We start from the raw sequence: 22,562 nt of genomic DNA, 5'->3' as shown, positions 1-22,562 counted from the left end.
TCCAACTGAGGAACCTACATTAATCCTAAATATCTAAATTTTTCACATAAACAGCATTGTCTTGAATAAAATTACGACGTGGCTCTACTTTATCACCCATTAACATATCAAAAATTTGATCGGCTTCAATCGCATCATCTAAATTCACTTGGAGGAGCGTACGATTTTCCGGATCCATTGTTGTTTCCCATAGTTGGGTCGCATTCATCTCCCCTAAACCTTTATAGCGTTGTAAGCCCGGTTTAGGCTGTTTTGGCAATTCACTTAAAATGCGTTCCATTTCCTTTTCATTATAAGCATAGTAAGCAGCCTTACCTTGTTGGACTTTATACAATGGTGGCTGTGCAATATAGATATAGCCATAATCAATTAGTGGGCGCATATAACGATAGAAAAAGGTTAATAATAACGTACGAATATGCGCACCATCGACATCGGCATCTGTCATAATCACAATTTTATGATAACGTGCTTTTTCAATATTAAAGTCTTCACCTATTCCTGTTCCCATTGCGGTAATCATCGAGCGAATTTCATTATTTGATAAAATTTTGTCTAGTCTTGCTTTCTCTACATTCAAAATTTTCCCTCGTAATGGAAGAATCGCTTGAAAATGACGATCCCGACCTTGCTTTGCCGAACCTCCTGCTGAATCACCCTCAACAATGTAAAGCTCACTTATTGAGGCATCACGTGAAGAGCAGTCAGCTAGCTTTCCGGGTAAATTAGAGATTTCTAAGGCACCTTTTCGACGCGTTAATTCACGTGCTTTCTTAGCTGCAAGACGAGCACGTGAAGCCATTAACCCTTTTTCAACAATGATTTTAGCTGTATCTGGGTTCTCGAATAAAAAGGTTGAAAATAACTCACTAAATGAAGAGTCAGTAATCGTTCGTGCTTCACTATTACCTAATTTTGTCTTCGTTTGTCCTTCAAATTGAGGATCTGGGTGTTTAATAGAAATAATAGCTGTAAGTCCTTCTCTGACATCGTCTCCAGTCAAATTCGGATCATTTTCTTTAAATAAATTATTTTTACGAGCATAATCATTAATTACACGTGTTAACCCTGTTTTAAAACCTGACTCATGCATACCGCCTTCATATGTATGAATATTGTTAGCAAAGGAATAAATATTACTAGCGAACCCATCATTATACTGAATGGCCACTTCAACATTAATGCCTTGCTCTTCTTTTTCGGCATAAAAGGGGGCATGAAGCACTTCTTTAGATTGATTTAAAAACTCAACATAAGATTTAATTCCACCTTGATAGTGAAATTCTTCTTTTTTCACTTCATCGGAACGTTTATCTTCAATACTTACGCGTAACCCCTTATTTAGAAATGCCAATTCACGCAAACGATAAGATAACGTATCATAATTGTAAACCGTTGTCTCATCAAAAATTTCTTCATCCGGACTAAAGTGAGTACGAGTTCCTGTAATATCAGTATCACCAATAACTTTCAACTCGGTATTTAATTTCCCGCGTTTGAAGTCTAAATAGTAAATTTTTTGATCGCGATGAACATAAACCTCCAGAGAAGTTGAAAGAGCATTAACAACTGAAGCACCAACGCCATGTAAACCACCAGAAACTTTATAGCTTCCCCCGCCAAACTTACCACCAGCATGTAACACCGTCATAATTACTTCAACAGCAGGACGACCTGTTTTTTCATGGATACCAACAGGAATTCCCCGCCCATTATCGATAACAGTAATGCTGTTATCTTTCTCAATTATCACTTGGATATGGTCACAATAACCACCAAGTGCCTCATCAATACTATTATCAACAATTTCCCAAACCAAATGGTGCAAACCGCGTTCACTTGTAGAACCAATATACATACCTGGTCGCTTGCGGACAGCCTCTAATCCTTCTAATACTTGTATTTGACTTTCATCATATTGTTGTTCATTTAAATTGTTTTCTTCCATTGCTGATTCACCTACACTCTCATTTAGACACAGACACAATCGATTAAGATGGTCTGATTTTATTTATATTAAAAATCGCAAACGATTTGGTTAAGCAAATAGTATTTAAAGGTATTGTGTTGTCAAGTCATCATGTATCATACGTTTCGCTATCGGTATAATCGTCTAAATGACTTAATGTCGAGAGCATACTCGCTCTCTTCTTTAACGTCAAAATCGATAATGGACTATAATAGACATGATCTTTTGTAATGATAATCGATTTAGTTACATCATGATCTAACTGAGGCATATCTTCTACTTCTTCTTGATGTTCGATCATCTCTTCATTAATCGAAGATGATGCTACATACTGTTGATCAATCATGACAATGATCTCATCTGAGCGAATCACTTGATCATCCCCAATATGAATAAACATAATTTAGCCTCTTCTCTGTTTCGTTATTGAACCATTTTCGACATAAAATAGCTCTGCTTGGTTGATCGTTTCATGCTGAATATCACTGATACTCGTTGTAGAAACAAACGTTTGTACTTTGCCTTTAATGGTATGTAGTAAATGTGATTGACGATATTGATCCAATTCACTTAACACATCATCTAATAAAAGAACGGGGTATTCACCGACTTCACTTTTTATTAATTCAATTTCAGCTAATTTTAAAGACAATGCTGTCGTTCGCTGCTGACCTTGTGACCCGAAGGTTTGCACATTTCGATCATTAATATAAAAAGACAAATCATCACGGTGAGGACCATATAACGTACTCCCACGATCAATCTCTTTTTCTCTATTTTGATTAAAGGTATCGTTATATATCTTCTTTATTTTTTCCTTATCATCGCCTTCTAATACATCTATCGTTGCATCATAGAAAATAGTTAAGCTTTCTTTATCTTGACTAATCCCTTGATGAATCGATGCTGCCCATTTCCGAAGTAATGTTAAAAATAGAAAACGTTTTTCAACAATTACACTCGCATGATCGATAAGTTGTTCAGTGAGTACATCTAACATCGTTTTATCATGGGTCTTTCGCCTTTGTAATGCCTTTAATAAAGCATTACGTTGCTTTAATATTTTTTGATATTGCCCAAGATGATAAATATACACAGGCTTTATTTGGCCAATTTCCATATCAATAAAGCGTCGTCTCACCTGAGGGCTCCCTTTTACTAAATTAAGATCTTCTGGAGCAAACATCACTAGATTAAGCGCGCCTATATAATCACTCAGCCGTTTTTGTTCTAAATGATTGAGCTTAGCTCTTTTCCCTTTAGTTGATAATTGAATTTCTAGAGGAAAATGATATTGTCTTTTAAAGACCGTACCTTCTATTTTAGCATAACTTTGCTCCCATTGAATAAGTTCTTTATCTTTAGCTGTTCGATAAGATTTAGAAAAACCTAGAACATAAATAGCTTCCATCAAATTGGTTTTTCCTTGAGCATTCTCCCCAATAATGACGTTAATTCGATCATCAAAGGTGAGTTCAAGCTTTGGATAATTTCGATAATTACTTAATTTTATATCTTTAATGTACATAAAATGATGCCTTCCTTTTTATACGATTAAGAAAGTTACTAAGTAGATGGTTAATAGTATAAGATTAACGCTACTGTGTTCAATAGAACTGAGTGCTGTGTTTGTCTAATACTTTGGACTTTTTAAATTTCGTTTCATCGGTTGACGACAATACTTTCCTAATCGATAAGAAAACCAAGACATTACCTAAAGAAAACAGCCCGTTGCCTCGTTGTAGAGAAGATGAAATCGATTAGTTAGTTATAATTCGATATGTACCTACATCTTCAATTTCTATTAAGTCACGATGATATAATTTTCTTCCTCTGCGTTGATCTTGCTCTCCATTTATAAAAACAGGATATTCACTTAAAAACAATTTAACGATACCGCCACTTTCCACGATATTAGCTAACTTTAAAAATTGCCCAAGTTGAATGTATTCAGTATCAATTTGAAATTCTTCAGCTTCCACACTATATAACTCCTTTCTTAATTAGGAAAACCTGTGTTTATTTAGCTTTCACGAATGTCGTTATTTTTATTTATCACAGATAACGGACGCTCATGTCTTGATTCACTCAACGAACCATTCGTGGGTGGGTAAGATCGTAGACTAAAACCGCCACGTCCTGTGGCAACATCTGCATGACCTAGATCCTGTAGCCCTCCGCCCACAGATTGAAAAGGTTCGTTTTATGCTAACTATTTTACAAACCAATTGAAATCGCCGATTAAGTCTGTTGAAAAATGCTCAACGCTCTCACTTTAGAACAATTGCTCCGCTCACATATATGCTCTCCTATCTATTTTACTAAAGATTGTCCGAATAGCAAAGTGCTCATCTCATATCATTACGATTTAAATGACAAATAAAAAGAAGATAGAGCAGACGCGACAAGCTCTATCTTTAAAAAATCTCGTATTTATCACAAATAACTATCCCTGATTGAAGGTTCGCTTTATAACTTATCTAAGACTTTCTAATAAGTTCTTACCGGTAAAATAAGTTGTAAAATCTGATCATTTTCATGTGGTTTAATAATAAATGGACGCATCGCACCGGTAAAATCAATTTTTACATAGTCTTCTTGTATAATTTTCAATGCATCAATCATATATTTAGCACTAAAAGAAATCTTTAAATCCTCACCATCAATACTTTCTGTTGTTACTTCCTCGGTTACTTGCCCGACTTCTGGTGTATTACTGCTTATTTGTAATTGATTGTTACCTTTTGTTTCAAGTTTAACGACGTTATTTCTATTTTCTTTAGCCAAAAGTGAGGCCCGATCAATCGCTTGAAGCAAGGCTTTAGTCTGTGTTAATACTGTCGTTTTACTTTGTTCAGGAATAAGTCGTGATGTCTCCGGATAATTGCCCTCTAATAAGCGTGAGAGAAAGTTTAAATTTTTGGTTTGAAATAATATTTGGTTTTCTGTAACACTTATAGACATCGATTCCTCACTGTCATCAATGATTTTGTTAAGTTCAACTAAGCTCTTCCCTGGAATAACAACCTCTTTAAATGACAATCCCTCATTTTCAGTAGATAGAGGAATCTTACGTGAAGCTAAGCGGTGACTATCCGTTGCGACAAAGTTTAATAGATTGTCTTCTAGTCGCATATTGACTCCAGTTAAAATAGGGCGCGTTTCTACGGTCGAAACAGCAAACACGGTTTGTTTAATTAATTCCTTTAGCAAGTCATTTTTGATTTCAAAACTATTGTCAGTATGTAAAACAGGAAGTTGTGGATATTCCATAGCATCTTGTCCATTGAGGTGAAATTCAGATCCTCCTGAAATAATATTGACTTGAAATTGTTCATCTGTATTAATTTCTAATGTTTTTAATGGGAGTTTACGGATAATATCAGGGAAGTATTTTGATTGGACGACAACTTGACCAGGTTCTATTTGTTCAACATTAACGATTCCATCAACTTCCTTAGGAATAAATGATTCAATTGAAACATCTGAGTCACTTCCTGTTAATTTAATGCCTTCTTCTGTTGCTTCAATTTTTATACCTGTAAGAATGGGAATGGTTACACGAGAAGAAATAGCTTTCATGACGTGTTGTATACTTTCTAAAAGTAAATCTCTTTGAATAATAAATTTCATGAATAAAATCCTCCTAATGGAAGTATATTATATATTATTTATTAATAAAAAAATAGTAGTAATAGTAATAGGTCTTGTGGTTATGTGGATAACATAAAAAAGTATTAATGATTTCAATGTTATCCACCTGTGGATAGAATGTGTGTAACTATGAATTAATATTCACACTATACACATGTTAATAACCTCATAAACTTTTCAACTGTTCTTTTATTTCTTCGATTTCTCGATTTAGTAATTGGTCATCACTAATTAATTTTGATATTTTCTCATGAGCATGAATAACCGTGGTATGATCACGTCCGCCAAATTCTTCACCAATTTTAGGTAAGGAAAAGTCGGTGAGTTCCCGCGATAAATACATCGCTATTTGTCTAGGAAATGCTACAGATTTTGTTCGTTTCTTCGCGGCAAATTCCTCTAACTTCATATTATATTTTTCAGCAACAAGCTCTTGAATACCAGCTATTGTGATCATTTTAGGTCGTGTACTAGGGATAATATCTTTTAATGCTTCAGCAGCCAATGATGCATCGATGTCTTGATTGATTAAAGATGAGTACGCGACTACCCGTATAAGCGCACCTTCTAATTCTCTAATATTTGTATCAATTTGATTGGCAATATAAAGCATGACTTCATTAGGAATATCTAATCCTTCTGCCTTGGCCTTTTTTCTTAATATAGCAATACGTGTTTCTAAATCTGGTGGTGTAATATCTGTGATCAATCCCCACTCGAAACGCGAGCGTAAACGATCTTCTAACGTTGGTATTTCTTTGGGTGGTCGATCGCTAGAGATAATAATTTGTTTACTCTCTTCATGCAATGTGTTAAACGTATGAAAAAATTCCTCTTGGGTTTGTTCTTTTCCAGCTAAAAACTGTATATCATCTATTAATAAGACATCTACGTTTCGATATTTACTTCGAAAATTTTCCGCTTTATTATCACGAATAGAGTTAATAAATTCATTGGTAAATTTCTCTGATGATAGATAAACGACTTTAGCATTAGGATTATGATCCAACACATAGTGACCAATGGCATGCATGAGGTGGGTTTTCCCCAATCCAACACCCCCATAAATAAAAAGTGGATTGTATGCTTTAGCGGGGGCCTCAGCAACAGCTAATGAAGCAGCATGAGCAAATCGATTACCAGATCCAATTACGAATGTATTAAAGGTGTATTTGTCATTCAACATCGTTTTTGAAGCATCATGCTGTTCTTGGTCTTTGACTGGCACTATTTTTGTGGTTTGATTGGCTGTTTGATCAGTTGTTCGTTCATTTTCAGGAATAATAAATTTTGTTTTAAGCTGTGCTCCTGTTACTTCAAAAATAGCATCAGAAATAAGGTTGCTGTACCTATTTTCTAGCCAGTCTCGTGCAAATTCATTTGGAGCAGAGATAACTAAGGTATCATCAGTAATGCTATCGGCATTTGTATTTCTTAGCCATGTATCAAAACTAGGTTTACTCACCTTTTCTTTGATGGCTAATAATGTACTTGCCCATAACTCTTCGATATTTTCCATCGATAGGCCCCTTTCTCAAATTGTAGCTAAACGCCATTAAAGATATAAAAAACCTCTCGCAATCTATTTTAGAAAAATAGATCGAAAGGTTCAGTTTGATTGTGGATAATAAAAAAGGATCATAGCAATAAATAAGAACAATTATTCAATTTATACACAGACTTGTTAATAAATTAATGGACAAGATGTGTATAAATGTCCACAGGTTATCCACTGACTGTGGATATGTTTATTTAGTTCACCTATTTTTAAACAATTAAACACAGTTATAATATCAAAAAAAGATAAAGAATGCAAGGTGATTCGACAGTTATCCACACATTCTTTAACATGTATACTTTTTTCATCCACAAGCATTGAATTTGTGGTTTATTTGTCGATAATTTGTGTGGATAATAAAAATCTTTTCATGTATCATTAACAAGCCATGTGGATAAGTGGTATCGATTGCTTTTTAAAATTTTATTTGTCTAATCGATGGTTTCACCGATTAATTGTTGACAGGTACTGTTGTTATTACGTATAATGAACAGGATTGTCTTAATAGTGATTTTTAATTCCTCAGGGAGGTGTAGATATAATGAAACGCACATTTCAACCAAATAATCGTAAACGTAAAAAAGTTCACGGCTTCCGCACTCGTATGAGCACTAAAAATGGACGTAACGTTTTAGCACGCCGTCGCAAAAAAGGAAGAAAAGTATTGTCAGCTTAGGCCACTGAAATTGTCAGTGGTCTTTTTTCCACATTATTTAAGAATAGAGTAGTGACTTAATAATGATACGACAAAGCATTTTTAAAACGGTAATGTATAACCTATGTGAACAAATAACTGGGTGTAATGAAGGTGTTTGGTTTAAAGTGAAATGGTTAACATGGATAGATAAGAAAGCAGATTATTTGTAGATTTGGGGGTAACAGTACATGAAAAAAAGTTATCGATTAAAAAAAAATGAAGATTTCCAAAACGTCTTTGAACATGGAAAATCATTTGCTAATCGCCAATTGGTACTGTATTATCTTCAAAAAAAAGAGCAACCTCATATAAAAGTTGGTCTTTCTGTTTCAAAAAAAGTCGGTAATGCTGTGGTTCGCAACCGCGTTAAACGTTATTTGCGACAAGCTTTTCTTGAGCTTGAGCACCAAATCGAGCCCAATTATGATTATGTGGTTATTGCAAGAGTGGCAACAAAAGATATCGATTTTCATCAAACAAAAAAAAGTCTAACTCATGTGCTATTTAAATCGCATCTACTAAAGAAATAATTGATTTGAAGCGACTATTGCCAATTTATAAAATGACTTTAATAAAGGTTGTAGTATTAAAGGCAAGATAGTGATAAAATAACAGTTGAGTTTTACATATAGAGTTCGATGAATGGATGTTAAGGAGGAAGATCATGCGCAAAAAGGTCTTAATTGTCGTGGCCTTATTAGGTTTAGTATTACTCTTATCAGGATGTGGTAATGTCAATGAACCCATTACAGCGGAAAGTGAAGGTTTCTGGGATTCATATTTTGTCTTTCCATTGTCTTGGTTAATTATTAATGTAGCGAATTTTTTCAGTGGAAATTTTGGAATAGCGATTATCATCGTGACTTTATTTTTTAGGTTACTCCTTGTTCCATTGAATGTGAAGCAATTAAAAAGTTCTAAAGCGATGCAAGAAATACAACCGCAATTACAAGAATTGAAAGAAAAATACAGTTCTAAAGATGCGCAAACACAGCAGAAATTACAAGAAGAAACGATGAAGTTGTTCCAACAGAATAATGTTAATCCAATGGCAGGTTGTTTACCTATATTTGTTCAAATGCCAATCTTAATTGGATTGTATCAATCGATTATGCGTACGCCTGGTTTACAGGAGGGGAGTTTCCTCTGGTTTGAGTTATCTCAATCAGATCCGTATTATATTTTACCAATTGTGGCCGCTGGTGCGACATTCTTACAGCAAAAACTAACGATGGCAGGAACAAATGCTACGCAGAATGCAGGCAATCCTCAAATGACGATGATGCTTTATATGATGCCAATTATGATTGGGGTTATGTCGATGTTCTTCCCTGCAGCTTTAGCATTGTACTGGGTTGTAGGTAACGTCTTTATGGTATTACAAACAATTTTTATTCGAAAACCGTTTAAATTTCAACAAACAGCGGGAGGAAAATAAAAGTGAAACAGGTAACTGCTTCTGGACAAACTGTCAAAGATGCGGTCCAATCAGCTATACAGCAACTTAACACCACAGAGGACCAAGTTAATATTGAAATTATTGATGAAGGTAAGAAAGGTATGTTTGGCATTTTTGGTGCAAAACGAGCGATTGTTAAAGTATCAATTAAAGAAAATCCTATTGATCAAGCGGTTATTTATCTAAAGGAGATTGCCACGGCATTTTCTGAAGATGTTTCCATTAATGTCAAGCGAGAAGGTAAGCAAATAAACTTTGATTTGTCGGGCCATAAAATTGCGATGATTATTGGTAAACGTGGTCAGACCTTAAATGCTATCCAACATTTGGTGCAAGTTATGATTAATCGTATTTCGTCAGAACATTTTCGTATTGTTGTTGATGCAGAAGGTTATCGTAACAGACGTCAACTAACGCTTGAGCAGTTGGCCCATCGTTTAGCAGATAAAGCCATAAAAATTAACAAAGATGTGGCATTAGAACCGATGCCTTCTTCAGAACGTAAAATTATTCATAGTGCGTTACAGAACCATCAGAAAGTGGAAACATTCTCTGATGGTTCAGAACCTAACCGATATGTTGTTATCCGAGCACTGTAACGCATTTAGAGAAAGAAGTCCTTTTTTGGGGCTTCTTTTTTTTGGTTGTATACTATTTGACGTTGGTGAAGGGAATTCTCCATTTCATGCGTTTGTGAAATGGGGGTAGACTTTCGCTAAGGTCTTTTCTATTTCTCTAAAAATAGAAATGGGTTCAGTCATCCAGTGATGCGCTTTCCGCAGGCACGGCTTCAGCTCGTGTTATTCCTGCAGGAGTCTCATCACTTCCTGACCGAACCCGTATGAATTTACGTGTAGATAGACATTCAAATTAAGTTAAGAACTATTGAATCGAAATCAGTCTAAAATGCACCTAACCAAACAAACATTCAAGCAGCATAATCCGACTTGAATATTTGTGAAATGCATCTATAAAATTGCCGGCAAAAATTCTCACCAACGTCATTTGACAAAGAACCTCTTTTTTGTTCTTTTGTTCATTAGGGAGTAGTGGGGTTTTAGTGATCTGTCTTATAACAAAGTTTCAAAGTCTAGAGAAGCCATCATTTTCCTAAGCTGATCACTGATTAAATTAGCCTCTGTGGATAAGTGATAGTGTTAAAAGACGAGAAGTTATCCACAACAACAAATCACTGCATATATGTAAGGGTGAGTGAAGAGTTATCCACTTGTGAATAATTTAATCCTTTCTTTTTGTATATGATATGTGGTATTCTATTAAGTTAGTGACAGTCATTCAGAATAAGTCACATTTTTAATACAAGGTAGAAATTATAAAATTTTAACAAAGAAGTAGAGATGCGACGAAGTTAAAATTTAAAAGTAGAAAGTATAAGAATAGCTAAAACATTTGCTAGGCTAGCAAGAAGTAAATGTAAGTATTTCTAAAATAAATTAGGAAAAAATGATATTGGAGGTGATGATCATGGATTTGGATACGATAGCTGCGATTTCCACTCCAATTGGAGAAGGCGCGATTGCGATCGTTCGCTTAAGTGGAGATCAAGCGATTAATATTGTTAATCAAATGTTTAAAGGCAAAGATCTAATGACTGTTGATAGCCATACGTTACACTATGGTAAGATCATTGATCCAGACAGTAAAACAATGATTGAAGAAGTAATGGTTAGTGTGATGCGAGCACCCAAAACATTTACCCGGGAAAATGTTGTTGAAATAAATTGTCATGGTGGTCTAGCATCTGTTAATCGCTTATTAGAAATGAGCCTTCAATTAGGCGCGCGTTTAGCAGAACCCGGTGAATTTACAAAACGCGCTTTTCTAAACGGACGTATTGATTTATCACAAGCAGAGGCGGTGATGGATTTAATTCGAGCTAAAACAGATAAAGCGATGGGAGTGGCAGTAAAACAACTTGATGGTAAATTGTCAAAGTTAATCAAACGATTACGTCAGGAATTGATTGAGACTGTTGCTCATGTGGAAGTCAACATTGATTACCCAGAGTATGATGATGTCGAAGAAATGACAAAAAATATAATGTTAGAAAAAACAATGCTTGTTTATCAGGAGATTGAGCGTTTATTAGCAATGGCGAGACAAGGGAAAATTTTAAGGGAAGGTATTTCAACTGCGATTATTGGACGGCCGAATGTTGGAAAGTCTTCACTTATGAATGCTCTGGTCCAAGAAAATAAAGCGATTGTAACCGACATACCAGGAACAACACGTGATGTTATTGAAGAATATGTCAATGTTCGGGGGGTTCCTTTGCGATTAGTTGATACAGCGGGGATCCGTGATACGGAAGATATCGTAGAGAAAATTGGAGTAGAGCGATCAAGACAAGTTCTAAAAGAAGCTGACTTAGTTTTACTTGTTCTAAATTTTAATGAATCGCTCACAGAACAGGACCGTCAATTGTTTGAGTTAGTTAAGGATTTAGATGTTATTATATTGGTCAATAAGACAGACCTTCCGAACAAGATAGACCTTAATGAAGTTGCGGGTCTAGCAAAAGATCATGCGATTGTTAACATGTCACTTATAGAAGAACAAGGGATAGACCAATTAGAAGAGGCCATTGCCCGTTTATTCTTTGCAGGACAAATTGAATCTGATGACTTATCTTATGTCTCTAATGTAAGACATATTCAATTGCTAAAACAAGCACTAGCTACATTAGATGATGCAATGTCTGCGATTAATGCCGACATGCCGATCGACTTAATACAAATTGATGTAACAAGGACTTGGGAATTGTTGGGTGAGATTGTTGGCGATACTGTTCAAGATAGCTTAATTGATCAACTGTTTTCACAGTTTTGTTTAGGTAAATAAGTAAAAAAGAAAAGGAGCGATAAAGATGGTCTATAATGCTGGTCATTTCGATGTGATTGTTATCGGGGCGGGTCATGCTGGTGTCGAGGCAGCCAATGCCGCGGTTAAGCGTGGCGCCAAAACGTTAATGCTCACATTGAATTTAGATATGATTGCTTTTATGCCATGCAATCCATCAATAGGTGGCCCTGCAAAAGGGGTAGTTGTCCGTGAAATTGACGCACTTGGTGGATTAATGGGAAAAGTGATTGATAAAACATATATTCAAATGCGTATGTTAAATACCGGAAAAGGTCCAGCAGTTCGTGCTTTGCGCGCTCAAGCTGACAAACCTTTATATATTCAAGAAATGAAATATCAATTAGAAAAGCTAGAAAACTTAACGATTCGTCAAGCAATGGTGGAAAGACTCATTGTTGAAGATGGTGTTTGCAAAGGGGTGCTAACGGAAACAAATGCTGCTTATTATGCAAAATCAGTGATTATTACGACCGGTACATTTATGAGAGGTAGCGTTATTATTGGTGACTTATCGTATCAAAGTGGTCCTAATAATCAACGTCCATCTGTTAAACTTTCTGAGCATTTAGAGGAGCTTGGATTTGAGCTTGTTCGTTTTAAAACAGGAACACCACCTCGTGTCAATGCTAATACCATTGATTATAGTAAAACTGAAATTCAGCCTGGTGATGATAAACCTAGTCATTTCTCATATGAAACAACAGAGGCAATTGTTGATCAAATACCATGCTGGTTGACGTATACAAATGAGAAGACACATCAAATTATTGATGATAATTTAGCATTATCGGCCATGTATTCGGGTATGATTAAAGGGACAGGCCCACGTTATTGTCCCTCAATTGAAGATAAAGTGGTGCGATTCCATGACAAACCACGTCATCAAATCTTCTTAGAACCAGAAGGTAGAAATACAGAAGAGGTTTATGTTCAAGGGTTCTCCACTTCCTTACCGGAAGCTGTCCAACATGAGATGTTACGATCAATTGAAGGTTTAGAAAAAGCAGAAATTATGCGATCTGGTTATGCGATTGAGTACGATAGTGTTGTTCCTACACAATTGTGGCCAACGCTTGAAGTGAAAAATATTCCTGGTTTATTTACTGCAGGACAAATTAATGGTACGTCCGGTTATGAAGAAGCTGCTGGCCAAGGGTTAATGGCTGGAATTAATGCTGCTGCCCGTGCTCTAGAGATTGAATCGCTGATTCTTGATCGATCACAAGCTTATATCGGTGTGCTAATCGATGACCTTGTTACAAAGGGGACAAATGAACCCTACCGTCTTCTTACCTCACGTGCTGAATATCGTTTATTGTTGCGTCATGATAATGCAGATATTCGATTGACAGAGAAAGCTTATCAATTAGGCTTAATTAGTGATGAGCGCTATCAAGTCTTTCAAGGCAAAGTAGCACTTATTGAACAAGAAAAAAAACGATTAGCTAAACAAACGATTAAACCTTCTTCTGAAATTGATCAACTATTAAATGAAGCAGGCGGAACAGCATTGAAAGAACCCATTAAAGCGTTAGACTTGCTCAAGCGTCCAGAAGTAAGTTATCAGTTAATTAAACGTTTGGTACCTGCCGATGATACACTGCCAGAAGAAGTTGAAGAGCAAGTGGAAATCCAAGTGAAATACCAAGGTTATATTGATAAATCAAATCAACAAGTTGACAGAATGAAAAAGATGGAAAATAAAGTAATTCCAGAAAATATTGATTATGATGCGATTAGCGGGTTAGCGACAGAGGCAAAACAGAAACTTAAGAAGGTGTGTCCACTATCCGTTGGTCAAGCTTCGCGAATTTCCGGTGTTAATCCTGCTGATGTTTCGATTTTGCTTGTCTATATTGAACAAGGTCAAATAGCGAAGCGAACGAGTGAAGTTGAACATCAAGCATAGTCTACGTTAAGAAGGGAATTAACTATGAATATTGACACATTTATTATTAAACTTGAGGAAAAAGGCATCATATTATCAGATAAGCAAATTCGACAGTTTCAGATATATTATCAGACGCTGATAGAATGGAATGAAAAGATAAACTTAACTGCTATAACTGAGGAAACTGAAGTTTATTTAAAGCATTTTTATGATTCGATTACAGCTAGCTTTTATATAGACTTCACACAACCATTATCGATCTGTGATGTTGGTGCAGGGGCTGGATTTCCTAGTATTCCTTTGAAGATTTGCTTTCCACATCTTAATGTAACCATCGTGGATTCATTAAAAAAACGGATTACTTTTTTAAATCACTTGGCTGAAAAATTAGATTTAAGCGGTGTGACGTTTTATCATGATCGAGCAGAGTTATTTGCTCAAAATCAAAACTTTAGACATCAATATGACCTTGTTTTAGCTCGAGCTGTTGCTAAAATGACAGTTTTAACTGAACTATGCTTACCTTTAGTCAGAACTGGAGGAGAATTTGTCGCTATGAAAGGGCCAAATGCCGAGCTAGAGTTAAAAGAAGCTGATGCGGCAATTGAACGTTTAGGTGGGGTATTAAAAAACATGTATTCACTTGATTTACCAAATGATCAAGGAGAGCGTCATATTGTTTGTATTGATAAGATAAAAAAGACACCTAAGCGCTATCCAAGAAAACCGGGAACACCAGCGAAATCACCACTTACATGATAATGACATGCAAATGGATGACTTTAGATAATATTTTCATATAATCCTTTACGAAATAGAAGGATTATATGGTAGAATAGTAGAAGTATATTAGTCATGGGATAGATTTGTCGAAAACGAGTCGGATGAATTGAAATGTTTCACGTGAAACATTTCAATTCCATTTACTTATGCGTTATAAGTATAAATTTTTACTATGAAGTGAGAAGCGACGCCGTCAACATGTTTAGTTCTAAGGATAAGAAAAGCTACTCCATTTGCTAAAGGGTGAGCGAATACGATTTTTTCTAATGTAAGATGGGATTCCGGAAGAAAAGGTGGTGTTTATATTGTTACCTCCATTTAGTCGTATATTTGGAATGGGTGATAAAGAGCAATCGTTTGAAGAAGAGGTTTACAATCAAGGAGAAGTCGTCCATATTGCCGTTTCAGAGATTTTACCTAATCGCTATCAGCCGCGAACGATTTTTAATAAGGAAAAAATTGATGAACTTGCTCAAACGATCCATACGCATGGCATGATACAACCAATTGTGGTGCGAGAAATAGAGGACGGTGATAAACGTTACGAAATTATCGCCGGAGAAAGACGATATCGGGCTGTTAATACGTTAGGATGGGAAACGGTTCCTGCTATCATTCGTAATATGAATGATAAAGAAACAGCTTCAGTTGCACTTATAGAAAATTTACAACGAGAAGAACTAACCGTCATTGAGGAAGCAAAAGCTTATGAGCGTTTGCTAACGATTCATGAGTTAACCCAAGAAGCCCTGGCTCAACGATTAGGAAAAAGTCAATCAACGATAGCAAATAAGATGCGTTTATTAAAGCTCCCAGAGCCTGTGCAACAAGCCATTTTAAATAAATCTATAACAGAAAGGCATGCAAGAGCTTTAATTGTTTTAAAGAATCAAGATAAACAAGAGCAGCTTTTACAAGAAATTATAGAAAAGCAACTTAATGTTAAGCAAACAGAAGAACGTATTGAGAAGATGATGCAAACACCTGTAAAGAAAAAGAAACCAAGACTAAAAGGTTTTAATAAGGATATGCGGATTGCGATGAATACCATTCGTCAATCACTTGATATGGTATCTGATACAGGTGTTAAACTAGAAACAGATGAGCAGGACTTGGATGAGTACTACCAGATCACGATAAAAATAGCTAAAAACAAGTGATTGATATAATTAAAATGCTTAAATAAAAACGAGTCTTCGACAGTTTATTAAAACCACTGTCTGTGGATTCGTTTTTTTTATTTATCACAGATAATAGACGTTCATGTCCTGATTCACTCAACGAACCTGCAACCTGTAGGAGAAGAACGAAAATGCCCACGGATTGCAGGTTTTATTCATGGTTTTGCTTTGAAATACCCTAGGTGTTCAGTTATTTCAGCCACTTAAGTTTTGTGATAAAGCATCATTTATATAAAACGATTAAATATCTGACCAATTTACGATGTTTATTTTGAAAAAAAATGATAGAATAGATATGATAGAGTTTTAGACTAGGTAGGTGACACGATGGGAAAAGTAATCGCCGTAGCTAATCAAAAAGGCGGCGTAGGAAAAACAACATCAGCTGTTAATTTAAGTGCATGCTTAGCACATTTAGGATATAAAACATTACTTGTTGATATTGATCCACAAGGAAACGCAACAAGTGGAGTAGGTGTTAATAAAGCCGATATTGACCAGTGTATTTATAATGTGTTAGTAGAAGACTTAGTTGCTGCCGACGTGTGTGTTCCTACAGCAGTTGATCATTTGGATGTTGTACCAGCTACCATACAATTAGCTGGTGCAGAGATTGAATTAGTGCCAACGATTTCTCGAGAGGTTCGTTTAAAAAAAGCTTTAGAATCATCTTTACAGCACTATGATTTTATTATTATTGATTGTCCACCATCATTGGGTTTGTTAACTTTAAATTCATTAACAGCGGCAGATAGCGTTTTAATACCGGTGCAATGTGAATATTATGCACTTGAAGGCTTGAGTCAATTGCTAAATACAGTTAGGCTTGTTCAGAAACACTTAAATAAGGCTTTGCAAATAGAGGGAGTCTTGTTAACGATGTTAGATGCTCGAACAAATCTAGGTTTACAAGTCATTGATGAAGTAAAAAAGTATTTTCAAGATAAAGTTTACCAATCAATTATTCCTAGAAATGTTCGTCTGGGTGAGGCGCCAAGTTATGGACAACCTATTATAACTTATGATTCAAAATCCAGAGGCGCTGAGGTGTATCTTGATTTAGCAAAGGAAGTGATTGCAAATGGCGAGAGGGTTAGGTAAAGGTATTAATGCTTTTTTTCCTGAGTTAGAAGAAGAAACGAGTCAAGACGAAAAAATATTGCAAGTCGAGCTATCTCAATGTAGACCGAATCCTTATCAACCGCGCAAAACTTTTCAAGTAGAAGCGATAGAGGAATTAAAAAATTCAATTTTAGAATATGGTATTATTCAGCCTTTACTTGTACGGGAGTCGATTAAGGGCTTTGAAATTATTGCCGGTGAACGCCGATATCGAGCTGCAAAAGAAGCAGGTTTAAAAACAGTTCCTGTTATTGTTAAAGAGATGAACGACCAAAAAATGATGGAATTAGCGTTGTTAGAGAATTTACAGCGTGAGAATTTGACGCCGATTGAAGAGGCGCAGGCCTATGTTAATCTCATGAAATCATATGATTTAACACAAGATGATCTGGCTAAAAAACTAGGCAAGAGCAGGCCTCATATTGCTAATCTTGTTCGTTTATTGCAATTACCAGCTCAAGTAACAGCAATGATAAATAACGGCGAATTAACAATGGGGCATGGTCGTGCCATACTAGGTTTAAAAGATAAAGATAAATTGAATGCAATAATTAAAAAGGTTACAACAGAAAAATTAAATGTTCGACAAGTAGAATTATTAATTCAACAACTGAATGATAAGAAGCCACAAGAAAAAGCAGCAAAAACTAAAAAAGATATTTTTATCGCGGAACGAGAAACGCATTTAAGAGATTTCTTAGGTACAAATGTTAAGATTCATAAAGGTAAGAAAAAAGGAAAAATTGAGATTGATTTTTTCAACAATGAAGATTTAGATCGTATTATTGATATGCTACGAAAATCATAATATTCTTTATAAATGTCTGATTTGGGTCAAGCTCAAATCAGACATTTATTTATTATATGTTAGGAGAAAAGTATTATCCGAAATTCGCAGAAAGTACTTAAACGATATAAGCTTAACAATGTTTCACGTGAAACATCTGCTTTAAAGGAGTGATAGCATGGCTTTAACAGGTACATTAGTAAACGGATTAGCTATTATTTTAGGTACACTACTGGGTTTATTCTTTAGAAACATTCCAGAAAAGTTTAAAGAGACTGCACTACAAGCTGTTGCATTAGCAATCTTATTAATGGGTTTAGACATGGCCCTGCAAGTTAACTATATTATTCTTGTTATTGTTGCTCTAATGGTTGGTGGTATTATCGGAGAAGGGTTAAAGTTAGAAGTAAAATTTAATAAATTTGGAGAGATGATTGCCAAGCTTATTCAGTCAGATCAAATGCAATCGAAAATAACACAAGGGTTTATTACAGCAAGCTTAATATTTGTAGTGGGAGCAATGGCTATTATAGGCGCATTAGATAGTGGATTACGTCATGATCATGATCTGCTGTTTATTAAGTCTATATTGGATGGCTTTACTGCTCTTGTGCTAACAACGACATTAGGTTTTGGTGTTGGCTTATCAGCTATCCCAGTAGTCTTATATCAAGGAGCGATAGCTCTTACCGCAACACGCATTCACCAATGGATTCCAGATTTGTTTCTAGATGAATGGATTATTGAAATCACTTCAACGGGGGGATTGCTTATTGTTGCTATTGCTTTAAATATGTTGGGTTTAACAAAAATAAGGATTGCAAATTTGATTCCAGCTTTATTTGTGGTATCGATTTTATTAGCAGGTTATCATCTGTTTGCTAGTTGATTTGTTGTTTACGCTTATCAAGATAGTTGCGTTGGAGATAAAGAAGAGATCTAGCGATGGTTTCTGCTAATTCCATAACGAGATGTAAACGTGTGTTTTGTAATGTTAAATAATCAACAGGTGTTGATGCATTGACAATACCGGTAATGTGTAAGTGTCCAACTTCAGGTAACTTTTTTTTAAGCGCTAAACCAGGCTTCAATGGTCCAATGCTTGCTGTTATTTTACCAATTGAAGTCGCTCTACCTAAGCAAGCATCAATAGCAATAATAAATGCTTGGGGATGTGATTCATTTATTTTGTTAAGTTCTTCAGTTAAATTCAAAGCGTGTACAGGGCTTTTTAATGTTCCATAAACATGGTAATTGGTCAGTCGCCATTTAGATAAGTGAGTTCCAGTTATAGGTCCTAAAGCATCCCCGGTTGAGCGGTCAGAACCAATACAAACAATAACAATCTCGGATTTATCTGTAGGTATCCATTGATAGATAAAATCAGCAATTTCACGATATACGAAATGTTGTTGATAATGCCATTTTTCACTTGTGGGCCTTGTCTGATTTTGATCAGTTAATTTCATAGTTTCCATACCTCCATCATATTTTTATTAGTATACGATTATCCACAAACATCTATACGTGAAAGATGGAGGAACATATATGGGGAAAAGCTATCAATGGACTTTTTTAATAATGGGGACGATGATTGGAGCAGGTTATGCTTCTGGTCGAGAATTATGGCAATTTTTCGGTCCGAATAATGGACAGGCAATTATTATATTTTCAATACTATTTACTATTAGTTGTTATACGATCATGTCAATTAGTTATCAACAGCAAACAAACCATTATATGCCGACTTTAGTGATCATTGTAGGGGAGAGGGCAGGATGGTTTTATGATGTTGTGACTTTGGTTTATTTGTTCTCGACAACGATCATTATGGTGGCGGGGAGTGGCGTGACGTTCCAAGCGTTTGGTATTCCAAATTGGTTAGGGATTACTTTTATTGTTAGTATGATTTTATGGGTTTTCAGCTTAAGTCTTGATGACATTTTAAAAATGAATGGTATTTTATTGCCGATTTTGTTAATAGCATTAATTAGCTTATTCTTATCTTTTTTAAATACAAGTGGTTTATCAACGCCGACTCTTACTCTCAATATGGGCAGCTGGCTACCAGCATTTCCATTTACAGCTTTAAATATTCTGCCTTTAATTTCAGTGTTATCAGCGATTGGTCAGAAGATAACTTCAAAAAAAGAAATTGGTTTTGCCAGTTTATCAAGTGGCTTACTACTAGGTGGATTATCTTATCTTTATTATCATACGCTAACATTGATTGCTACAGATATTAATCTTTATGAAATGCCTCTTTACGGTATTCTCGTTCATTTTTCATATGTTATTAAAGTTGTCATGACGTTATTTTTGTGGTTAGCCATTTTTACAACGGCAGTGGCCGGCATGTTAGGCTTAACATCACGGTTGCAATCGCGCTTTCCAGTCAGCCAAACAAAATTAACGCTGTATCTTTTGTTGGTGATCACACCGTTGGCTTTCATTGGCTTCCAAACATTAGTTGAACATCTTTATCCCTTATACGGCATGATTAATTTATATTTGCTATTTCATTTGCTCATATATCCATTTAAAAATTGGTACAAAAGTCGACATACATGATAGAATGCTACTAGAGCATAAACGGATTTGGAAAGGGAGGTTTTTCAATGGAAAAAACATATCAACTGAATGATATTGTTGAAATGAAAAAGCCACATCCATGTGGTGAAAATCGTTGGAAAATTATTAGAATGGGAATGGATATCCGCATCAAATGTCAAGGTTGTGAACATAGTGTGCTCGTTCCACGCAAAAAATTCGAAACGAAATTAAAGCGTGTGATTCAATCTGCGGACTAAATGTTTCACGTGAAACATTTAGCGAAATTTGTTATTTCACTAAAGAAAACAAGCCATTTTAATTAAACTTTTAATTGTATACAGAAAAACGTTTTTTTAAGTGGATTAAACGTTGAATTTCCAAACTTGTGTTATAATCAATTGAAATTTATAATGTAAAAGAAGTAACGTTCATGTGAGCGGTTATCCTTAAGGAGTGGAAGTTGTATGGCATTGACAGCAGGAATTGTTGGCTTACCTAACGTTGGGAAATCGACATTATTTAATGCGATTACTCAAGCAGGGGCAGAGTCAGCAAATTACCCGTTTTGTACGATTGATCCGAACGTTGGCATTGTAGAGGTACCTGACCAACGTTTAAACAAATTAACAGCACTAGTAAAACCTAAAAAAACAATACCAACAGCCTTTGAGTTTACCGATATCGCTGGTATTGTCAAAGGAGCAAGTAAAGGAGAAGGACTTGGCAACCAATTTCTATCTCATATTCGCCAAGTTGATGCAATTTGTCATGTTGTGCGTTGTTTTCAAGATGATAATATCACGCATGTTTCTGGAAGTGTTGATCCAATTAGTGATATTGAAACGATTAATTTAGAACTTATCCTTGCAGATCTAGAGACGATTTCAAAACGTATTCAACGGGTTGAAAAATTGGCACGACAAAAAGATAAAGAGGCCGTTCTAGAATTTGAGATTCTATCGAAACTAAAAGAAGCTTTCGAGAACGAGCAGCCTGCCCGATCGGTTGATTTCAATGAAGACCAGGCGAAGTATGTTAAAGGTTTACATTTACTTACGCAAAAACCAATTCTATACGTGGCTAATGTAGGTGAAGATGAGTTGACGGAAGCTGATCAAAATCCTTTTGTTAAAAAGGTACAAGCATTTGCTGATCAAGAACATGCGAATGTGATCATGATTAGTGCTAAAGTGGAATCAGAAATTGCCGAGCTTGATGGTGAGGAAAAGGAAATGTTTCTAGAAGAATTAGGAATTCCAGAGTCTGGTTTAGACCAATTGATTAAAGCGACTTATCAATTGCTTGGATTAGCGACATACTTTACAGCTGGGGAGCAAGAGGTCAGAGCTTGGACATTTAGAAAAGGAATGAAAGCACCGCAGGCAGCTGGGATAATTCATACAGACTTTGAACGTGGATTTATCCGTGCAGAAACGGTCTCCTATGATGATCTTGTTGATGCGGGTTCAATGGCAATAGCTAAAGAACGGGGTAAAGTCCGGTTAGAAGGAAAAGATTATTTAGTCAAGGATGGCGATGTCATCCATTTCAGATTTAATGTCTAAATGATTGTGCGATGCGTTAATATTGAAGATAGTAAGTTGTTTCTGTTCTAAACACTTGCTATTATTTGATTTTTTTGTTAGAATATTTGATTGTGAGTAATGATATATTACTCCTTGTTCTTTGGTGATCCAAAGAGCCGTTAAGTCCAAAAGGAGGTGCAAACGGATGAGAAATTATGAAATCATGTACATCATCCGCCCAAATATCGAAGATGAAGCTAAAACGACTGTAATTGAGCGTTTTAACAATATCCTTACAGATAATGGTGCGGAAATTGTCAAAGTTGATGAGAAAGGCAAGAAACGTCTTGCTTATGAAATCAATGACTATCGTGATGGATACTATGTTGTCATTAATTTTAAAGGCGATCAAACTGCAATTAATGAATTTGATCGTTTAGCAAAATTCTCAGATGACATTATTCGCCACATAGCTATTCGTGAAGACGATCAATAAGGA

Annotated in this window: 22 protein-coding genes; 15 read left to right on the top strand and 7 right to left on the bottom strand. The window is 35.5% G+C overall.

Annotated elements, in window-relative coordinates; genetic code table 11:
• Positions 1-25: 25 nt before the first annotated feature.
• The 6 genes from gyrB to dnaA form a co-directional block, all read right to left on the bottom strand.
• Positions 26-1,948 carry a DNA topoisomerase (ATP-hydrolyzing) subunit B gene (gene gyrB / locus JOE23_RS07940; protein WP_204437342.1) on the bottom strand — a complete coding sequence of 641 codons (1,923 nt, stop codon included), beginning with the start codon at positions 1,946-1,948 and terminating at the stop codon, positions 26-28.
• A 130-nt stretch (positions 1,949-2,078) separates the two neighbouring features.
• Positions 2,079-2,369 (bottom strand): extracellular matrix regulator RemB, encoded by a 291-nt coding sequence (gene remB, locus JOE23_RS07935; protein WP_204437341.1) that lies wholly within the window; start codon positions 2,367-2,369, stop codon positions 2,079-2,081.
• A 3-nt stretch (positions 2,370-2,372) separates the two neighbouring features.
• Positions 2,373-3,497, bottom strand: a complete 1,125-nt coding sequence (recF, locus tag JOE23_RS07930; protein WP_204437340.1) for a DNA replication/repair protein RecF — start codon at positions 3,495-3,497, stop codon at positions 2,373-2,375.
• Positions 3,498-3,729: 232 nt separating this feature from the next.
• Entirely contained in the window at positions 3,730-3,951 is a 222-nt protein-coding gene (gene yaaA / locus JOE23_RS07925; RefSeq protein WP_204437339.1) for a S4 domain-containing protein YaaA, read from the bottom strand.
• Between the two features lie 508 nt (positions 3,952-4,459).
• Positions 4,460-5,602: a DNA polymerase III subunit beta gene (gene dnaN / locus JOE23_RS07920; protein ID WP_204437332.1), complete on the bottom strand. Its 1,143-nt coding sequence runs from the start codon at positions 5,600-5,602 to the stop codon at positions 4,460-4,462.
• A gap of 187 nt (positions 5,603-5,789) precedes the next feature.
• Positions 5,790-7,142 (bottom strand): chromosomal replication initiator protein DnaA, encoded by a 1,353-nt coding sequence (dnaA, locus tag JOE23_RS07915; protein ID WP_204437330.1) that lies wholly within the window; start codon positions 7,140-7,142, stop codon positions 5,790-5,792.
• 580 nt (positions 7,143-7,722) lie between these two features.
• Here dnaA and rpmH point away from each other — a divergent pair.
• From rpmH to JOE23_RS07860, 11 genes are all read left to right on the top strand, one after another.
• Positions 7,723-7,857 carry a 50S ribosomal protein L34 gene (rpmH, locus tag JOE23_RS07910; protein WP_204437328.1) on the top strand — a complete coding sequence of 45 codons (135 nt, stop codon included), beginning with the start codon at positions 7,723-7,725 and terminating at the stop codon, positions 7,855-7,857.
• 209 nt (positions 7,858-8,066) lie between these two features.
• Complete coding sequence (rnpA, locus tag JOE23_RS07905) at positions 8,067-8,408, top strand: ribonuclease P protein component (RefSeq protein ID WP_204437327.1); 342 nt, start codon at positions 8,067-8,069, stop codon at positions 8,406-8,408.
• Between the two features lie 134 nt (positions 8,409-8,542).
• Entirely contained in the window at positions 8,543-9,316 is a 774-nt protein-coding gene (gene spoIIIJ, locus JOE23_RS07900; protein ID WP_204437325.1) for a YidC family membrane integrase SpoIIIJ, read from the top strand.
• Between the two features lie 2 nt (positions 9,317-9,318).
• Positions 9,319-9,936, top strand: coding sequence for an RNA-binding cell elongation regulator Jag/EloR (jag, locus tag JOE23_RS07895; RefSeq protein WP_204437324.1), 618 nt, complete (start codon positions 9,319-9,321; stop codon positions 9,934-9,936).
• Between the two features lie 886 nt (positions 9,937-10,822).
• Positions 10,823-12,199, top strand: a complete 1,377-nt coding sequence (gene mnmE, locus JOE23_RS07890; RefSeq protein ID WP_204437323.1) for a tRNA uridine-5-carboxymethylaminomethyl(34) synthesis GTPase MnmE — start codon at positions 10,823-10,825, stop codon at positions 12,197-12,199.
• Between the two features lie 25 nt (positions 12,200-12,224).
• Positions 12,225-14,129 carry a tRNA uridine-5-carboxymethylaminomethyl(34) synthesis enzyme MnmG gene (gene mnmG / locus JOE23_RS07885; protein WP_204437322.1) on the top strand — a complete coding sequence of 635 codons (1,905 nt, stop codon included), beginning with the start codon at positions 12,225-12,227 and terminating at the stop codon, positions 14,127-14,129.
• Positions 14,130-14,153: 24 nt separating this feature from the next.
• Positions 14,154-14,870: a 16S rRNA (guanine(527)-N(7))-methyltransferase RsmG gene (rsmG, locus tag JOE23_RS07880; protein ID WP_204437321.1), complete on the top strand. Its 717-nt coding sequence runs from the start codon at positions 14,154-14,156 to the stop codon at positions 14,868-14,870.
• Positions 14,871-15,199: 329 nt separating this feature from the next.
• A complete protein-coding gene (gene noc, locus JOE23_RS07875; protein WP_204437319.1) occupies positions 15,200-16,054 on the top strand; it encodes a nucleoid occlusion protein in 855 nt (284 codons plus the stop codon).
• A 348-nt stretch (positions 16,055-16,402) separates the two neighbouring features.
• Positions 16,403-17,176: a ParA family protein gene (locus JOE23_RS07870; protein ID WP_204437315.1), complete on the top strand. Its 774-nt coding sequence runs from the start codon at positions 16,403-16,405 to the stop codon at positions 17,174-17,176.
• Positions 17,157-18,005, top strand: a complete 849-nt coding sequence (locus JOE23_RS07865) for a ParB/RepB/Spo0J family partition protein (RefSeq protein WP_204437314.1) — start codon at positions 17,157-17,159, stop codon at positions 18,003-18,005. Before JOE23_RS07870 ends, JOE23_RS07865 begins: the two co-directional genes overlap by 20 nt.
• A gap of 157 nt (positions 18,006-18,162) precedes the next feature.
• On the top strand, positions 18,163-18,873 hold the full coding sequence (locus JOE23_RS07860; protein ID WP_204437309.1) for a DUF554 domain-containing protein: 711 nt from the start codon (positions 18,163-18,165) through the stop codon (positions 18,871-18,873).
• Here the strand turns inward: JOE23_RS07860 and yyaC are convergent.
• Positions 18,866-19,453, bottom strand: coding sequence for a spore protease YyaC (gene yyaC / locus JOE23_RS07855; protein ID WP_204437308.1), 588 nt, complete (start codon positions 19,451-19,453; stop codon positions 18,866-18,868). The two genes, JOE23_RS07860 and yyaC, sit on opposite strands and share 8 nt — an antisense overlap.
• 79 nt (positions 19,454-19,532) lie before the next feature.
• Here yyaC and JOE23_RS07850 point away from each other — a divergent pair, with 79 nt between their 5' ends.
• From JOE23_RS07850 to rpsF, 4 genes are all read left to right on the top strand, one after another.
• Positions 19,533-20,555, top strand: a complete 1,023-nt coding sequence (locus JOE23_RS07850) for a YkvI family membrane protein (protein ID WP_204437301.1) — start codon at positions 19,533-19,535, stop codon at positions 20,553-20,555.
• Between the two features lie 47 nt (positions 20,556-20,602).
• Positions 20,603-20,794, top strand: a complete 192-nt coding sequence (locus tag JOE23_RS07845; protein ID WP_204437299.1) for a DUF951 domain-containing protein — start codon at positions 20,603-20,605, stop codon at positions 20,792-20,794.
• 207 nt (positions 20,795-21,001) lie between these two features.
• The gene (gene ychF / locus JOE23_RS07840; protein WP_204437296.1) at positions 21,002-22,102 is read left to right on the top strand and encodes a redox-regulated ATPase YchF; all 1,101 of its coding nucleotides are present in this window, start codon (positions 21,002-21,004) and stop codon (positions 22,100-22,102) included.
• A 166-nt stretch (positions 22,103-22,268) separates the two neighbouring features.
• Positions 22,269-22,559: a 30S ribosomal protein S6 gene (gene rpsF, locus JOE23_RS07835; RefSeq protein WP_204437294.1), complete on the top strand. Its 291-nt coding sequence runs from the start codon at positions 22,269-22,271 to the stop codon at positions 22,557-22,559.
• Positions 22,560-22,562: the final 3 nt, after the last annotated feature.

The sequence above is a fragment of the Amphibacillus cookii genome, from assembly GCF_016908375.1.
Taxonomy (GTDB): Bacteria; Bacillota; Bacilli; order Bacillales; family Amphibacillaceae; genus Amphibacillus_C; species Amphibacillus_C cookii.
This window is presented reverse-complemented; position numbering and strand designations above follow the sequence as displayed.

What these genes read in the sequence shown, in the direction of transcription:
- mnmG (WP_204437322.1), top strand. Translation starts at nt 12,225, where the DNA reads ATGGTCTATAATGCTGGTCATTTCGATGTGATTGTTATCGGGGCGGGT.
- rpsF (WP_204437294.1), top strand. Translation starts at nt 22,269, where the DNA reads ATGAGAAATTATGAAATCATGTACATCATCCGCCCAAATATCGAAGAT.
- ychF (WP_204437296.1), top strand. Translation starts at nt 21,002, where the DNA reads ATGGCATTGACAGCAGGAATTGTTGGCTTACCTAACGTTGGGAAATCG.
- rnpA (WP_204437327.1), top strand. Translation starts at nt 8,067, where the DNA reads ATGAAAAAAAGTTATCGATTAAAAAAAAATGAAGATTTCCAAAACGTC.
- JOE23_RS07845 (WP_204437299.1), top strand. Translation starts at nt 20,603, where the DNA reads ATGGAAAAAACATATCAACTGAATGATATTGTTGAAATGAAAAAGCCA.
- yyaC (WP_204437308.1), bottom strand. Translation starts at nt 19,453, where the DNA reads ATGAAATTAACTGATCAAAATCAGACAAGGCCCACAAGTGAAAAATGG.
- dnaA (WP_204437330.1), bottom strand. Translation starts at nt 7,142, where the DNA reads ATGGAAAATATCGAAGAGTTATGGGCAAGTACATTATTAGCCATCAAA.
- JOE23_RS07860 (WP_204437309.1), top strand. Translation starts at nt 18,163, where the DNA reads ATGGCTTTAACAGGTACATTAGTAAACGGATTAGCTATTATTTTAGGT.
- rsmG (WP_204437321.1), top strand. Translation starts at nt 14,154, where the DNA reads ATGAATATTGACACATTTATTATTAAACTTGAGGAAAAAGGCATCATA.
- JOE23_RS07850 (WP_204437301.1), top strand. Translation starts at nt 19,533, where the DNA reads ATGGGGAAAAGCTATCAATGGACTTTTTTAATAATGGGGACGATGATT.
- mnmE (WP_204437323.1), top strand. Translation starts at nt 10,823, where the DNA reads ATGGATTTGGATACGATAGCTGCGATTTCCACTCCAATTGGAGAAGGC.
- spoIIIJ (WP_204437325.1), top strand. Translation starts at nt 8,543, where the DNA reads ATGCGCAAAAAGGTCTTAATTGTCGTGGCCTTATTAGGTTTAGTATTA.
- gyrB (WP_204437342.1), bottom strand. Translation starts at nt 1,948, where the DNA reads ATGGAAGAAAACAATTTAAATGAACAACAATATGATGAAAGTCAAATA.
- remB (WP_204437341.1), bottom strand. Translation starts at nt 2,369, where the DNA reads ATGTTTATTCATATTGGGGATGATCAAGTGATTCGCTCAGATGAGATC.
- recF (WP_204437340.1), bottom strand. Translation starts at nt 3,497, where the DNA reads ATGTACATTAAAGATATAAAATTAAGTAATTATCGAAATTATCCAAAG.
- JOE23_RS07865 (WP_204437314.1), top strand. Translation starts at nt 17,157, where the DNA reads ATGGCGAGAGGGTTAGGTAAAGGTATTAATGCTTTTTTTCCTGAGTTA.
- dnaN (WP_204437332.1), bottom strand. Translation starts at nt 5,602, where the DNA reads ATGAAATTTATTATTCAAAGAGATTTACTTTTAGAAAGTATACAACAC.
- JOE23_RS07870 (WP_204437315.1), top strand. Translation starts at nt 16,403, where the DNA reads ATGGGAAAAGTAATCGCCGTAGCTAATCAAAAAGGCGGCGTAGGAAAA.
- rpmH (WP_204437328.1), top strand. Translation starts at nt 7,723, where the DNA reads ATGAAACGCACATTTCAACCAAATAATCGTAAACGTAAAAAAGTTCAC.